Raw genomic sequence first — 14,244 nt, 5'->3', positions numbered from 1 at the left:
ATAATTAAATTTGGCTTTAGCCAAAACCTAAAAAATATTCCACAAACATCTGTGAAAATCTGCGTAATCCGTGGGAAAATAAAGAATGAAAAATTTAGTCAAAATATCATCTCTAATCATCACATTATTTTGTGTTTTCTCCTGTAAAACACAAGGCTTTTCTGCACCCGAATACGGAAAAGCAGAAACTGAAAAAGATATTAAGATCAAAAAAGTTCATAATTTTCGTGAAGTGGCCAATATTAAAAATATTGACGGAAGAACTTTAAAAAGCGGAAAATTTTACAGAAGCGGACATCTTCATCAATTAAAGAAAAGTTCTTTTGATGAACTTGAAAAATTAGGAATCAGAGAAATTATCGATCTTCGAAATTCAAAAGAAATTGCTCAAAAACCAGATAATCTTCCCAAGGGAATTATTTATAAAAACTATTCCGCTTTTGAAGATGAAGGGGATCAATTGGATCAGGCTAAAAAACTTGTATTAAAAGGAAAAGTCAATGGTTCTGATGCAGATAAAAGAATGCTTGATTTTTATAAAGATTACGTGACAGAAAATCCTGAGGTCATCAAAAAAATTATCACTGAGATTTTAGAATCAGATCAGCCCATTTTATATCACTGTACAGCCGGAAAAGACCGTACCGGAATCACGACCGCTTTGATCTTGACGATTTTAAAATTCGATAGGCAAACCATTGATAATGATTATCTTTTATCCAATAATTACAGGAAGAAGTTAATTGATAAAAGATTAAATCTTGCCAATAATCTCCATTTTCTCTATCCGAAAATGGATGTAAACGTACTGGAAAAACTGAGTTGGGTAGAAACCGATTATTTGGAAGCTGCTTTTAATGAAATCAATAATAAATATGGTTCAACTGATATTTATGTTCAACAGGTGTTGGGAATTTCTGAAAATAAAAGACAGGAATATATTCATAAGTTTACATATTAATAATTTAGACGAAATTTTTACTCAAAAACAGCTTAAAATTTATAATAAATTTAACGCGAAAAAATCAAACTTTTTTAGCAATTTTGCATTTCTTAATTCACTTATTTAGAAATGAAAATAAAATACTCGGAACTTATTGATCAGACGTTGTATTTCCCTACTGAGGAGTTCAATGTATCTGAGAACAATTTGTCGTTTCACGATATCCCTTTAATGGATGTTGTTGAACAGTTTGGCACTCCGCTAAAAATTAGCTACCTGCCGAGAATTTCTCAAAATATCCAGAAGGCCAAGAGTTGGTTTAAGGAAGCTTTTGAGAAAACCGAATATAAGAAGAATTATAGATATTGCTACTGTACAAAATCAAGTCATTTCAAATTTGTATTGGAAGAAGCTTTGAAAAATGACATTTCTATAGAAACTTCTTCTGCTTATGATATGGATATTGTGAAATCTCTTTATAAAGAAGGGAAAGTATCAAAAGATATCGAAGTGATTTGTAATGGTTTTAAAACGGATGATTATCTGGCGAAAATTTCAGATATGATCAACAGTGGTTTTGAAAATATTACCCCGATTCTAGATAATTACCGTGAGCTGGATAAGCTTACAGAAAGCATAGACACAACTTTTGATATCGGAATCAGAATTGCATCTGAGGAAGAACCGAAGTTCGAATTTTATACGTCAAGATTGGGAATCGGGTATAAAGATATTATTCCTTATTACAGCCAGAAAATTGCTGAACACCCGAATGCAAGATTGAAAATGCTTCACTTTTTCATCAACACAGGGATCAAAGACACAGCCTATTATTGGAACGAATTGTATAAATGTCTTCGTGTCTACGCACGTTTGAAGAAAATTGCACCGGAAGTAAACTCACTGAATATTGGTGGTGGTTTCCCAATCAAAACGTCTTTGCAGTTTGATTACGATTACCAATATATGGTTGAGGAGATCGTTTCTCAAATCAAAAAATTCTGTGAGGAAGAAGGGGTTGAAGAACCAAATATTTACACAGAATTCGGAAGTTTCACGGTTGGAGAAAGTGGCGCTAATATTTATAAAATTATTTCTCAGAAACGTCAGAATGACAGAGAAAAATGGAATATGATCGATTCATCTTTCATGACGACGCTTCCGGATACCTGGGCAATTTCAAGACACTTTATCATGCTTCCGCTAAACCGTTGGGATGATACGTATGAAAGAGTTTTCTTAGGTGGATTGACTTGTGATTCGGACGATTATTATAATTCTGAGCAACATACAAATGCCATTTATTTACCTGTTTTCAGTGATACAAAACCTTTGTATATCGGTTTCTTCCATACGGGTGCCTATCAGGAAACGATTGGTGGTTACGGTGGTGTTCACCACTGTTTAATGCCTCAGCCAAGACATATTTTGATTCAGAAAGATGAGAATGGTGAGTTGCAATATGAGATTTTCCGTGAAAAACAGGAACCGGAAGATGTGTTGAAACTTTTAGGTTACAAGTAAATGTTTAAACACAAATAGCACAAATTTTTTACACTAAAAACACAAATATTAATTGTGTCATTTGTGAAAATATTAGTGAAATTAGTGTTTAAAAAAGATAAAAAGCTCTCAGAATTTGAGAGCTTTTGTTATTTAAAAATATTTTGAAATTTTATCCAATTGCAATTCTTCATAATCCGAAACGACAATATTTGCCAACGTATAATCCTGATTTATAGAATGTGGACTTCTATACGCGGCACAGAAAATATGTGCTCGGTGTGCCGCTAAAATCCCGTTGGTAGAATCTTCAATTACCATACAGTTTTCTACAGGTTCATTCGCTAATTTCGCGGCCAGTTCAAAAACTTCAGGATGAGGTTTCGATTCTTTTAAATCTGCACCACTGATTTTCCCGTTGAAATATTTTTCCAGTTCGAATTTTTCAAAAACCATATTGATGGTTGGCATGGTTGCAGAAGAAGCTAAAATTAAGGTAATCCCGTTATCGAAATAATGCTGAATCAGGTCTTTTACACCCGGAATTAAATCAAATTCTTCATCATTATAAAAATAATCCTTGAAATAATCTCTTTTGCATTTTGCAATCTCTTCAAAGGTCTGCGTTAAGTTAAATTCTTTAATTAAAGTTTCACAGACACTTTTGGTGGAAGCTCCCGTAAAAGAAGTATATAAATCTTCGGAAACCTCAATTCCCAGATCTTTAAATGTTTTAAAATAGGCTTTTCTGTGCAATGGTTCAGTATCCACAATCACGCCATCCATATCGAATAGCACAGCTTTTAACGACATACAATTTTGTTTTGAACAAAGGTAAGGAATTTGGCGATAAGCGGGAAGATGGAGGAGGGAGGTTTACAATTGTGCTGTATAATTTGGGTTAAGAGTTGAAAGCTGGGTGAGGGAAGTTTAAATTGTTACGTTTAATTTTTTTTTCATTTTGTAAAACTTCCGACTTCCACCTTCTGGCTTCCAACCACTTTTCCGTATCTTTGCCGAAATCATTTAATTTTTAAATAAAACATGAAAACATACGCAGGAATTCCTGAAGAAAATGCTTCATTGGAGAACTCGAAAGTAATGTTGGTGACTGTTCCTTACGACGGAACTTCAACTTGGGGAAAAGGAGCTGATAAAGGTCCGGAATTGTTTTTGGATGCTTCTGAAAACATGGAGCTTTACGACATCGAAACTCAGACTGAACCTTATTTGGAAGGTGTTTATCTGGCTGGAGAAGTTTCTGAAAATTCTACACCTGAAGCCATGACGGAAGCGGTTTACCAAAAAACAAAAGAATTGTTGAATAATGATGGTAAACTATTCACACTTTTCGGTGGAGAGCACTCTGTTTCTATCGGTTCTATTCGTGCGGTTGGTGAGAAATTTGAAAACTTAACGGTTCTTCAATTGGATGCTCATACAGATCTACGTCCAGAGTTTCATGGTTCTACTTCTAATCATGCTTGTGCGGTTTTTGAAGCGAATCAGAAGCATAATTTGGTACAAGTGGGAATCCGCTCTATGGATATTGAGGAAGCTGAATATTTACCGGAAGGAAGAGTATTTTTCGCTCACGAAATTGCCAATAATGAAAACTGGGTAAACGATGTATTAGAAAAAGTTTCAGGAAACGTGTATATCACAATTGACTTGGATGCTTTTGATCCTTCTATTGCTCCATCAACAGGAACTCCTGAGCCAGGCGGTTTACAATGGTATCCTACATTGGAATTATTAAGAAAAGTATTTGAAAAATGTAATGTTGTTGCTTTTGATATTGTAGAATTGATGGATTCTGCTTATGCGAAACCAAGTGCATTCTTGGCGGCGAAGTTATATTATAAAATGCTTGCTTATTATCATATTAATCAAGACTAAACTTCGCAAGATTCGGATTTTTTCCACCAGAAATTATTTGGATATTTGTGAGGTTAATTCAATGGTATGTCCACACAAAATCAAATTGATTACGAAAGAATTGCCAAGGCAATCGAGTATATCCAGAGCAATTTTAAGCTTCAGCCCACTTTGGAGGAAGTGGCGGAGAAAATTCATTTGAGTCCGGCTCATTTTCAGAAGATGTTTTCTGACTGGGCAGGAACAAGTCCGAAGAAATTTTTGCAGTTCATCAGTCTTGAACATGCTAAAAATTTACTGAAGGAAGAAAAAGCAAGTTTATTTGATACAGCTTACGAGACAGGATTTTCGAGCACGAGCAGATTACACGATTTGTTTGTGAGCATCGAAGGAATGTCTCCGGCAGAATATAAAAACGGAGGAAAAAGCCTCAACATTAATTACAGTTTTTCCGAAACACCTTTTGGAAATGTAATCACAGCTTCCACAGAAAAAGGAATCTGTTCTATGGCTTTTGAAACCGATAAAAATAAAGCATTAGGAAATTTAATTTTTAAATTTCCTAATGCTTCTTTTTTTGAAAAACAGGATGAGTTTCAGAAAAACGCTGTGTCCATTTTCAATAAAGACTGGACAAAACTCAATACGATAAAACTCCATTTAAAAGGAACTGATTTTCAATTAAAAGTCTGGGAAAGTTTGCTTACGATTCCGATGGGGAAATTATCAACTTATGGAAATTTAGCCGAAAAAATAGGAAATCCCAATGCTTCAAGAGCTGTCGGAACCGCAATTGGAAGTAATCCTGTAGCTTTTCTAATCCCCTGTCATCGTGTGATTCAGTCTTCAGGAAATATTGGAGGCTACCGATGGGGAAGTGAAAGAAAACAGTTGATTGTGGGTTGGGAGAGTTCTAAAATTTACTCAGGTTTTTAAACACAAATTGCAGAAATTTTTCTCACAAATAAATACGAATAATTTCTTTGAAAAATGATAATGGTATTTTATTCCATCAATAGGAACGGGCTTTAGCCCGTTTAATATAAACGAATTGATTAAATTGGCTTTAGCCGAAACTTATTACTTTTTTTCAATATAAAAAATCAACTTTACCTTTGTCATTCCGTAGGAATCTCGGCTTATTTATTAGAGTTTAAAATAGAAATATTTTGCTTAGATTTCTACAGAATGAAAAAAATGACGCTATTGAATAAGCTTTAAACACAAAACCTTAAACTCAGAACTCCAATGCTCAACCTATTCGAAGACATATCCGATTATCCTTTAAATATCCTGCCCAATGACGGAACCGTTCACTATTACGGAAAAGTTTTTTCCAAAGAAAAATCGGATTTTTATTATAATTATTTATTCAATCAGATTCCGTGGGAAAATGATGAAGCGATCATCTTTGGAAAATTAATTTTAACCAAAAGAAAAGTCGCTTGGTTTGGAGAAAAACCTTTTGAATACACCTATTCAAAACGAACAAAATATGCAAAATTCTGGACACCGGAATTATTAGAATTGAAACAAAAATGTGAAGAAGTTACCGGAGAAACCTACAACTCTTGTCTCCTGAATTTATATCACGACGGAAGTGAAGGAATGGCGTATCACAGCGATGGCGAAAAAGATCTGAAAAAACACGGCGCGATTGCTTCACTAACTTTCGGAGCGGAAAGAAAGTTTTTATTTAAACATAAAATAACCAAAGAAAAAATAGAGATATTCCTGGAAAACGGAAGTTTACTGGTGATGAAAGGAGTAACACAGGATCATTGGCTGCACCGTCTTCCACCCACGACAAAAGTAAAAACTCCAAGAGTGAATTTGACTTTTAGAACGATCGAGGAAAATTAATAAAATTATCTCGCAGATTTAGCAGATGACGCAGATTTTTAAGCACAATCATCTGCGAAATTTGCTTAATCTGCGAGAGATTAAAAAAACAAAAAAGCTGTTCAAACCGAACAGCTTTTTAAATTTATTTCAAAACTTCAACTTCAATCGAGCTGTCATCAAAGACTTTGATAAACGCCTTTGTATAATCCTCTTTCGTTGCAAAATTTGGATTATCCATAAATTTCTGTGGATTAATGGCAAACAACGGGAACCATGTCGAAGAAATTTGGATCTGGATTTTATGTCCTTTTTTAAAGGTATGAACCACATCCTGTAATCTGAAATTAACGGCTGTTTTCTGATTCGGAACCAATGCTTCACCTTTTTCTCTTGAATTTCTGAATCTTGCAGGCATAATTTCACTTCTAACCATTTGATGATAATTTCCGTAAATCACGCCTTCTTTTTTCTCAAGAGGCTTGAAATCTTCAGGATAAACATCGATTAATTTCACTGCAAAATCAGCATCAGTGGAAGTAGAAGCAATATTTAATTTAGCCATAATTTCTCCTGCAAGAGTCATATCTTCTGTTAAAATATCAGTCGTAAACGTCAAAACGTCCGGTCTTCCTTCTGCAAATCTTTGGTCTTCCGACATATAATTTCTTGGCGTAAATCCGTTGAAATCTTTTAAATTATCAGAGCTTAAAACCGGATTATTCGGGTCGCTGTAATATTCTGAAAAACCTTCTCCGGCCGATTTATTCAATGTTTTATTAGCTAAGTAAAAATTTACTTTCTGCCCTTCTTTCGGTGGATAAGTAGCGAATTCACGCCATTGTTTTGCTCCTGTGTCATACATCAAAGCTTCCGGTAACCCCGCATCCTGCTTTGTATTTCCTTTTAAATAATGAGTGAAAAATTTCGTTTCAATATTTTTCTGATAATACGTTGCAATGCTGTCTCCAAAATAAATCTGGTTATGGAAATGTTTTCCTTCTTCACGTCCCCAACCGCCGTGTGAGAAAGGTCCCATCACGATAGTATTTTTTGCTTTCGGACTTGTTTTTTCTATGGTTTTATAAATATTCAAAGGTCCTGAAAGATCTTCTGCATCAAACCAGCCACCGACAGTCATTACCGCATGATTGACGTTTTTAAGATGAGGAAGAAGCCCTCTTTTCTGCCAGAATTCATCATAGTTGGGATGGTTCATAATTTCTGTCATAAAGAAGTTGTCTTGATAATATTTTTCATAACCGTCTTTCAAAGTTCCCATGTCTCTGTAGAATTTCAAACCATCTTCAGAAGTGGCTTTGATCATAGAATCGGTGTACCAAGCTTTATTTTCAGGCTTCGTTTTCTGAACTCCGAAGACCGGGAAAGTTTTGAAATAACCTAACATAAATCTTCCGTTATGAAGAAAATCGTCATTCCAGAAATCAGAAATAGGCGCTTGTGGAGAAGAAGCCACCAAAGCCGGATGCTGTGCTAAAATTCCAACAGCGGTGTAAAATCCCGGATAAGAAGTTCCGTATTGACCTACTTTTCCGTTATTGTCTTTGATATTCTTCACCAGCCAGTCGATTGTATCATAGGTATCCGTACTTTCATCAACATCTTTTTTCGTTTTATGGTCAACCTGTGGCGTCATATTGGTGAAAGTTCCTTCACTCATATACCTCCCGCGAACGTCTTGAAATATAAAGATATATTTATCTTTCATTAAATACTGGTTCGGCCCAAGCTTGGGTCTGTATTCGTTTTCCCCGTAAGGTGCGACGCTGTAGCAGGTTCTCTGCATCAAAAACGGATACTTATTCTTACCGGAAATATCTTTCGGAATATAAGCAATCGTAAAAAGTTTTACTCCGTCGCGCATCGTGATATAAAACTCTTTCTTGTTAAAATTATCTTTCACAAAAGTGTCGGCAGGTTGCATATTTTGTGAATTTCCTAAAATAAAAAGGAAAATAAATAAAAAAGAAAAATGAATCTTCATTATGTAAAAAATTTATGGCTAATTTAAACATAAAAATGATTTTAATTAAATTTATGTTTTAAGAGAATATTTAAATTTTATTGGGTTTATTTTAATGCAAAGTTTTAGAGGCTGTTTAAATTTTATTGCCAAAAATTTTTATAGCTATTTTGAGATGGATTTTTTGCTTCGTGTTTGCAGATTTAGCGGGCTAAATCAAAAATAGGAAGTGAAAAATACGCTCAAAAGAGCATCAAAATTGAGCAAAGATCAACTTCATTAAGGACAATAAAACGGTAAAATTTTAAACAGGCTCTTAATTTAAATGTATAAAAACTCAAGCGAGCAAAGAAGAATCAACAAGTTGATTTGATAAAGTGTGTTTTCGAGCTTCATGAAGTAAATTTATTTGCTTTTGTTTTCTAAAAATCAGGAGAAAGCAATAAAATCTTTGCGTTAAAAAAAATATGATTGTTCGTGTTTAAAACTATCTCTTTTTTCCTGCAAATTTATTCAGCTTCATCGTCAGAGAAAACATAATGTATCTTCGCAGAATTAAATCCTCGCGGTCTTCCACATACGACGCCGTAATATTTCTTTTGACACTCTGATTTTGATTTAAAACATCATATACTTTCACTTTTGCGGTCAACTGTTTCTCAAAAAATGAATAACCGACACTTGCATTCCAGAAATAAAAATCTCTCTTGAAGCCCGGACTTATATTGGAGCTTGTGTTGTATTCAAAATCGTTTCCGATCAGTAGATTGGTTTTCAGGAAATAATTGGTAAGCTCCAGCCGGAAAGTCTGAAATGTGTTTTTAATACTTTCTACGCTGTAATTTTTATAATTTGAAACAGAGTAGTTGATGCTATACGAAGGTTTTATCGTGATTTTATCCCTTTTATCATAAGTTAAATTGATGCCTGGCGCGACGGTGTAGGAATTGCCTGAAAACTCCTGTTCGTTGATAAAACCTTTATTGAATCTGTAATTGATACTGGCCCGCGGGCTTATGGTAAGTCTGTTTTCTTCCCATTTAAAAGTTTTACTGAAGCCTCCAAAAAGACTGGCATTTTTATTCCCGCTGATATTGGTATAGGTAGTGAATTGCTTTCCCGAATCGTCATAATACGAAAAATTGGTCGTGTCGTTATTGTTGAATGTAAAAGACACATTCACGAAATAATTCATATTTTTCGGAATATTGTAGGTGTTAAAGCTGACGCTTGACATATTTGCCCACGAATTTTTCAAATCCGGATTTCCTTGGTAAGTGACTAAGGGATTAGACTCATCCACATAAGGAATCAGATTTTGCGATGACGGGGAATTGAAAGTCGTTGAATTATAAATACTCAGCGTAGAGTTTTGTTTAAGTTTATACTGAAACCCGGCATTGTAATTGGGAAGCAGGAAGCTTCTTTGCAGGTTATAATCAGATCCGTTAAAAGTAGAGTTATAGCGTATATTGGTGAAAGCGAGACTGGCAGACGCCCAAAGATTGAACTTTTTTTTATTGAGATTAACCGTGATTTCGGGAGTAAGTTCATTCGCCTTCTCATCTGAACTGTTCGAGAGCGCCAGGTTATACTGGGAAAACTGTCCCGTATTTTGATCAAAATCATTGACCAGCCTCTCATTCATATTGCTTTTTGAATTAAATCGTAATCCCATACTCACCGTAACCGAATCAGATACAGGCTCTGTATATCTTGCATCAAAAGCATAGTTGTTGCTTTGGGATTTGTTCTGGCTCAGCTGATTTCGGACATCTCTTTTAGACACATCTTCAGCGCCGTTCTCGTAAAATAATGTTTGAGAATTGACTAAATTATTGCTTTTATTTTCTGAAATAGAAGTGCTGATATTGGCGGAAAAATTACGGTTTTGCTTTTTAAATTTTCTTACATAATAAATGCTTGGACTGAAATTGTTACTCTCAGAATCTGAATGGGTAGAAGATTCACTTTTATTCAGCAGTTCACCGTTTTTAAAGGTTGTTGAATTTCCAAGGCTCACACCATTCGTTTTTGAATGAGAAAACGTAGGCGAGAAATAAATCGTATTGGCGGTATCTGCCTTAATTTGTAAAGAAGAATTAAAATTATATTGCTCCGAATTATTCTCTCCACTGTTTTCAGAGTCGGTTTTCAGATTAAAATCCGGTAGGAAGGTAGTCTTAGAAACTTTGGAAGCTGTTTCCATATTGCTGCTCGTGCGCGTAAGTCCGAGCGCATCAAGATCAATATCTTTACTGAAGCTGTCACTGTAATTCAATCCGACCGTTGTAGATCTCTGAATTCCTTTCATCGAACTTCCGGCACGGGAATTTCTTCTGGAATCATCATCGTTAAAATTACCCGATGTATTGATATTGTTCGAAGAAGCCACCAGACTGATCTTGGTTTTATCTTTAAAATAACTCGAAAAACTATTGATTTCATAGCGTTTATCAGAACCATATCCAACTGCTAATTTGGTAAGAAAGCCTTTGTTTTTCTTTTCATCAATATTGAAATTAATGGTTTTATTCTCAGATTTTGGTGTTTTTCCGGTAAGTTCTTCTTCTTTCGTTTTAGTAGTCGTAAACTGAATATTTTTAATAATATCTGCCGGAATATTTTTCAGGGCAATTTTTCCGCTTTTGTCAAAGAAAGGTTTCCCGTTGATCATAATTTGGTCAACTTCTTTACCATTCACCGTAATTTTTCCGTCATTATCGATTTCCACGCCGTTGATATTTTTCAGAAGCTCTTCAATATTGCTGTCCGGACGAACTTTTATGGCACTGGCATTAAACTCAATTGTATCTTTTTTAATTTTTATAGGTGAAACGGTAATTTTTACCTCTTCAATATCGGAGCTGCGAATTTTATCAAGTAAAATTTCTTCCAGAGTGTAGGATTGATCTATTTTATCAAATTTTTTGGAATAAGGAGCGAGCTTGTCGGCATCTACAGAAAGGATAGAAGGTTCTTTAAGTTCCTCAGTTTTTAATGAAAATTTTCCTTCTTTGTTGGTGGATGTATAATTAATGATCGAAGAATCTTTTTGCTTGATCAGATAAACTGTCGCATTTTCAATCGGTTTTTTCTCTGCATCGGAAATCTTTCCGTCGATGCTGAATTTTTGTCCATTCAACCATAAAAAATTGAAGGTAAATAACAGCAGCCAAAGAATTTTTTTCATTAAAATGTTTTTGAAGCTGCTAAAATATAAAAAAACATCCCTGTTTAGGGATGCTATTTATGTAAAAAATTGTTAAAAATAACCTGAATGAACGGACTTTTAATGAAAATTAATAAGTTGATGTAGGAAGTATTACTTGGTTGGCGGATCTTTCTTGGCAAATTTATTCAGTTTCATGGTCAGGGAAAACATAATATATCGTTTAAGAATAAGGTCATCCCGATCTTCAAAATAGTTATTGGCAATCGTTCTTCTGACACTTTGGTTCTGATTTAAAACATCATAAACTTTTACCTTTGCGGTAAGTTGTTTATTCATAAATGAATATCCTAAACTGGTATTCCAGAAGTAAAAATCACGTTTAAATCCCGGAGCAATGTTGGTGTTGGTATTGTATTCAAAGTCGTTTCCAAAAACCAGCCTGCTTTTAAAGATATAGTTCGTAAGTTCCAGTTTCAACGTCTGATAACTTGTTTTTACCTCATTAATGCCTGAGTTTTTATAATTTGAAAAATTATAGTTTAACAAATAAGACGGTTTTATGGTCATTTTATCCTTTATTTCATAGGTGAAGTTCAGTCCCGGATTGATATTGTATACATTTCCTATCAGTTCCTGCCCGTCTACAAAGCCTTTAATGAACGAATAGTTCATATTGAATTTGGGATTAATGGTCAGCTTATTATCTTTCCACTTCAACGTTTTACTGAAGCTTCCGCCCAGGTTAAAGTTTTTATTTCCATCCACATTTACATAGGTAATATGCTGCTTTCCATCTGCATCGTAAGACGAATAATTGATGATGTCGTTATTTTTGTAAATAAAGCCTACATTGAAATAATAGTTGATATTTTTTACAATATTAGAATTGTTAAAATACAAATAGGTCATATTGCTCCAACTATTTTTCAGATCCGGATTTCCCTGAAAAGAGATCAAAGGATTGGATTCATCCAGATACGGGCTGAGTTGCTCTGCGGTAGGAATGGTAAAGTCTGAAAATTGATATAAACTCAGTCGTTTGCTTGGCGAAAACTCATAATTCATACTCACATTATAGGTAGGAAGGACAAAGTTTTTCTGAAGATCGAAGTTCTTACCTGTAAAGAAAGAGTTTACCTTCATATCCGTAATGTCAAGTCCGAAAGAACCCCAGGCACTGATTTTCTTTTTGTTGATTTCAAATGACAGCTCCGGAGATAACTGATTGATCTTTTGATTCATGGTGTTGGATAATTCAGAATTGTAGTCGGCATATTGTCCGGAACTTTCATTAAAATCATTGACATCTCTTAAATTTCTGAGTGTTTTCGCACTGTAACTTAGATTCAGGCTTACGCTTGCTGAATCCGAGATCGGTTCTGTGTAGCCAGTTCTGAAATTATAGGTATCTGTCTGCCTCTTATTTTTGGCAAGCTGGTTTCTGTTGTCATTCGGAACAGATCCCTGATAGAAAATATTTTCAGATCGGTTGAGGTTATTTTCTTTGGCTTCTGAAATGGTACTGCTCATATTCGCAAACATCAATCTTCCTTTTTTTCTGAATTTTTTAGAAAAATAAATGTTGGGATTAAAATTGTTGGTTTCCGAATCTGATTTTGTGAAGGCATTACTTTCGTTCAGAAGAATGTTATCTCTCAGGGTGGAAGACTGTAAATTATTAAAATTGGAAACTTCATTTCTTGAGAATGAAGGGGAAAAATAAAAACTCGTTAAAGAATCCAGCCTTACTCTGGCAGCAATATCGAAATTATATTGCTTCGAATTGTTCTCTCCATTACTTTCAGAGTTGGTATTCAACGTGTTGTTGGGAAGCAGAGTTGTTCTGGATGCTTTTGAGCGGGTTTCGAGATTATTATCGGTATGAACAATACTTACATTATCCAGGTCGACATTTTTGCTTAATTTATCACTGTAATTAAACCCAATGGTGGTCGATTTCTGAATTCCTTTTTTATTTCCCCCTTCCATATAATAAGTCGTATTACCATTCGTTACCACAGATCCGCCATTCATAATCCATGAGTTTCTGCCATGTCCCATGCTGTCAAAAACCTCATCGTTGGAAAATCCCTGAGAATTGATATTATTCGATGAAGCAAGCAGGCTCACTTTCATATCTTTCTTAAAATAGCTTATCAGTCCGCTGCCTTCATATCTTTTATCTGAGCCATAGCCCAAGGTTAGTCTTGAAATGAGCCCTTTATTTTTCTTTTCGTCAATATTAAAATTGATCGTTGCATTGTTTGACTTTGCAGTTTTTCCGTTCAGTTCCTCTTCTTTGGTTTTTGTTGTTGTGAACTGTATATTTTTAATGATATCGGCAGGAAGATTCTGTAAGGCAATTTTTCCGTTTTTGTCGAAGAATGGTTTTCCGTTGATCATAATTTGATCGACTTCTTTTCCGTTTACCGTAATTTTCCCGTCATTTCCTATTTCCACGCCGGGAATTTGTTTTAAAAGTTCCTCTATTTTACTGTCAGGGCGCACTTTGATCGCAGAAGCATTAAATTCAATAGTATCCTTTTTTATCTTCACGGGAGATGCGGTGATCTTAACTTCCTGAATATTGGTGATGGAATTTTTTTCCAGTTCAATATCTCCCAAAGACGAAGATTGCTCTATTTTTTCAAGATTTTTAGAGTAAGAAATGAATTTGTCAGCATCAATTTTCAGAATGCTCGGTTCCTGAAGTTCGTCTGTTTTTAAGGAAAACTTACCTTCCTTATTGGTTGAGGTGTAGTTAACGATGGAAGAATCTTTTTGTTTTAAGAGATAAACGGTAGCATTTTCAACCGGTTTTTTTTCGAAGTTGGACACTTTTCCATCGATATTGAATTTTTGGGCATTCAGAATCAGAGAATTCACTGCCAGGAAAAGTAGAAATAATAGTTTACGCAT

General features: G+C 34.7%; 9 protein-coding genes. 5 read left to right on the top strand and 4 right to left on the bottom strand.

Going from position 1 to position 14,244, the window contains the following annotated elements:
- The first annotated feature begins 85 nt into the window (after positions 1-85).
- Together VUJ46_RS09845 and VUJ46_RS09840 are read left to right on the top strand one after the other, a co-directional pair.
- Positions 86-961 (top strand): tyrosine-protein phosphatase, encoded by an 876-nt coding sequence (locus tag VUJ46_RS09845; protein ID WP_326984807.1) that lies wholly within the window; start codon positions 86-88, stop codon positions 959-961.
- 111 nt (positions 962-1,072) lie between these two features.
- Entirely contained in the window at positions 1,073-2,467 is a 1,395-nt protein-coding gene (locus VUJ46_RS09840; protein ID WP_326984806.1) for an arginine decarboxylase, read from the top strand.
- A gap of 132 nt (positions 2,468-2,599) precedes the next feature.
- Here the strand turns inward: VUJ46_RS09840 and VUJ46_RS09835 are convergent, their stop codons facing one another.
- Entirely contained in the window at positions 2,600-3,259 is a 660-nt protein-coding gene (locus tag VUJ46_RS09835; protein ID WP_326984805.1) for an HAD family hydrolase, read from the bottom strand.
- 231 nt (positions 3,260-3,490) lie between these two features.
- Here VUJ46_RS09835 and speB point away from each other — a divergent pair, with 231 nt between their 5' ends.
- The 3 genes from speB (at position 3,491) to VUJ46_RS09820 (ending at position 6,187) form a co-directional block, all read left to right on the top strand.
- Complete coding sequence (speB, locus tag VUJ46_RS09830; RefSeq protein WP_326984804.1) at positions 3,491-4,345, top strand: agmatinase; 855 nt, start codon at positions 3,491-3,493, stop codon at positions 4,343-4,345.
- A 66-nt stretch (positions 4,346-4,411) separates the two neighbouring features.
- Complete coding sequence (locus VUJ46_RS09825; protein WP_326984803.1) at positions 4,412-5,260, top strand: bifunctional helix-turn-helix domain-containing protein/methylated-DNA--[protein]-cysteine S-methyltransferase; 849 nt, start codon at positions 4,412-4,414, stop codon at positions 5,258-5,260.
- A gap of 312 nt (positions 5,261-5,572) precedes the next feature.
- The gene (locus VUJ46_RS09820) at positions 5,573-6,187 is read left to right on the top strand and encodes an alpha-ketoglutarate-dependent dioxygenase AlkB family protein (RefSeq protein ID WP_326984802.1); all 615 of its coding nucleotides are present in this window, start codon (positions 5,573-5,575) and stop codon (positions 6,185-6,187) included.
- 124 nt (positions 6,188-6,311) lie between these two features.
- On the opposite strand, the gene VUJ46_RS09815 is transcribed toward VUJ46_RS09820, so the two are convergent.
- From VUJ46_RS09815 to VUJ46_RS09805, 3 genes are all read right to left on the bottom strand, one after another.
- Positions 6,312-8,171, bottom strand: a complete 1,860-nt coding sequence (locus VUJ46_RS09815; protein ID WP_326984801.1) for a CocE/NonD family hydrolase — start codon at positions 8,169-8,171, stop codon at positions 6,312-6,314.
- 466 nt (positions 8,172-8,637) lie between these two features.
- Positions 8,638-11,343: a TonB-dependent receptor gene (locus VUJ46_RS09810; RefSeq protein ID WP_326984800.1), complete on the bottom strand. Its 2,706-nt coding sequence runs from the start codon at positions 11,341-11,343 to the stop codon at positions 8,638-8,640.
- 132 nt (positions 11,344-11,475) lie between these two features.
- Positions 11,476-14,244 carry a TonB-dependent receptor gene (locus VUJ46_RS09805; protein ID WP_326984799.1) on the bottom strand — a complete coding sequence of 923 codons (2,769 nt, stop codon included), beginning with the start codon at positions 14,242-14,244 and terminating at the stop codon, positions 11,476-11,478.

Source organism: Chryseobacterium sp. MYb264, from assembly GCF_035974275.1.
In the GTDB taxonomy this organism is placed as follows: domain Bacteria; phylum Bacteroidota; class Bacteroidia; order Flavobacteriales; family Weeksellaceae; genus Chryseobacterium.
Note: the sequence above shows the minus strand (reverse complement) of the source record. Positions and strands in the feature narration are given on the sequence as shown.

What these genes read in the sequence shown, in the direction of transcription:
- VUJ46_RS09825 (WP_326984803.1), top strand. Translation starts at nt 4,412, where the DNA reads ATGTCCACACAAAATCAAATTGATTACGAAAGAATTGCCAAGGCAATC.
- VUJ46_RS09845 (WP_326984807.1), top strand. Translation starts at nt 86, where the DNA reads ATGAAAAATTTAGTCAAAATATCATCTCTAATCATCACATTATTTTGT.
- VUJ46_RS09815 (WP_326984801.1), bottom strand. Translation starts at nt 8,171, where the DNA reads ATGAAGATTCATTTTTCTTTTTTATTTATTTTCCTTTTTATTTTAGGA.
- VUJ46_RS09805 (WP_326984799.1), bottom strand. Translation starts at nt 14,244, where the DNA reads ATGCGTAAACTATTATTTCTACTTTTCCTGGCAGTGAATTCTCTGATT.
- VUJ46_RS09835 (WP_326984805.1), bottom strand. Translation starts at nt 3,259, where the DNA reads ATGTCGTTAAAAGCTGTGCTATTCGATATGGATGGCGTGATTGTGGAT.
- VUJ46_RS09820 (WP_326984802.1), top strand. Translation starts at nt 5,573, where the DNA reads ATGCTCAACCTATTCGAAGACATATCCGATTATCCTTTAAATATCCTG.
- VUJ46_RS09840 (WP_326984806.1), top strand. Translation starts at nt 1,073, where the DNA reads ATGAAAATAAAATACTCGGAACTTATTGATCAGACGTTGTATTTCCCT.
- speB (WP_326984804.1), top strand. Translation starts at nt 3,491, where the DNA reads ATGAAAACATACGCAGGAATTCCTGAAGAAAATGCTTCATTGGAGAAC.
- VUJ46_RS09810 (WP_326984800.1), bottom strand. Translation starts at nt 11,343, where the DNA reads ATGAAAAAAATTCTTTGGCTGCTGTTATTTACCTTCAATTTTTTATGG.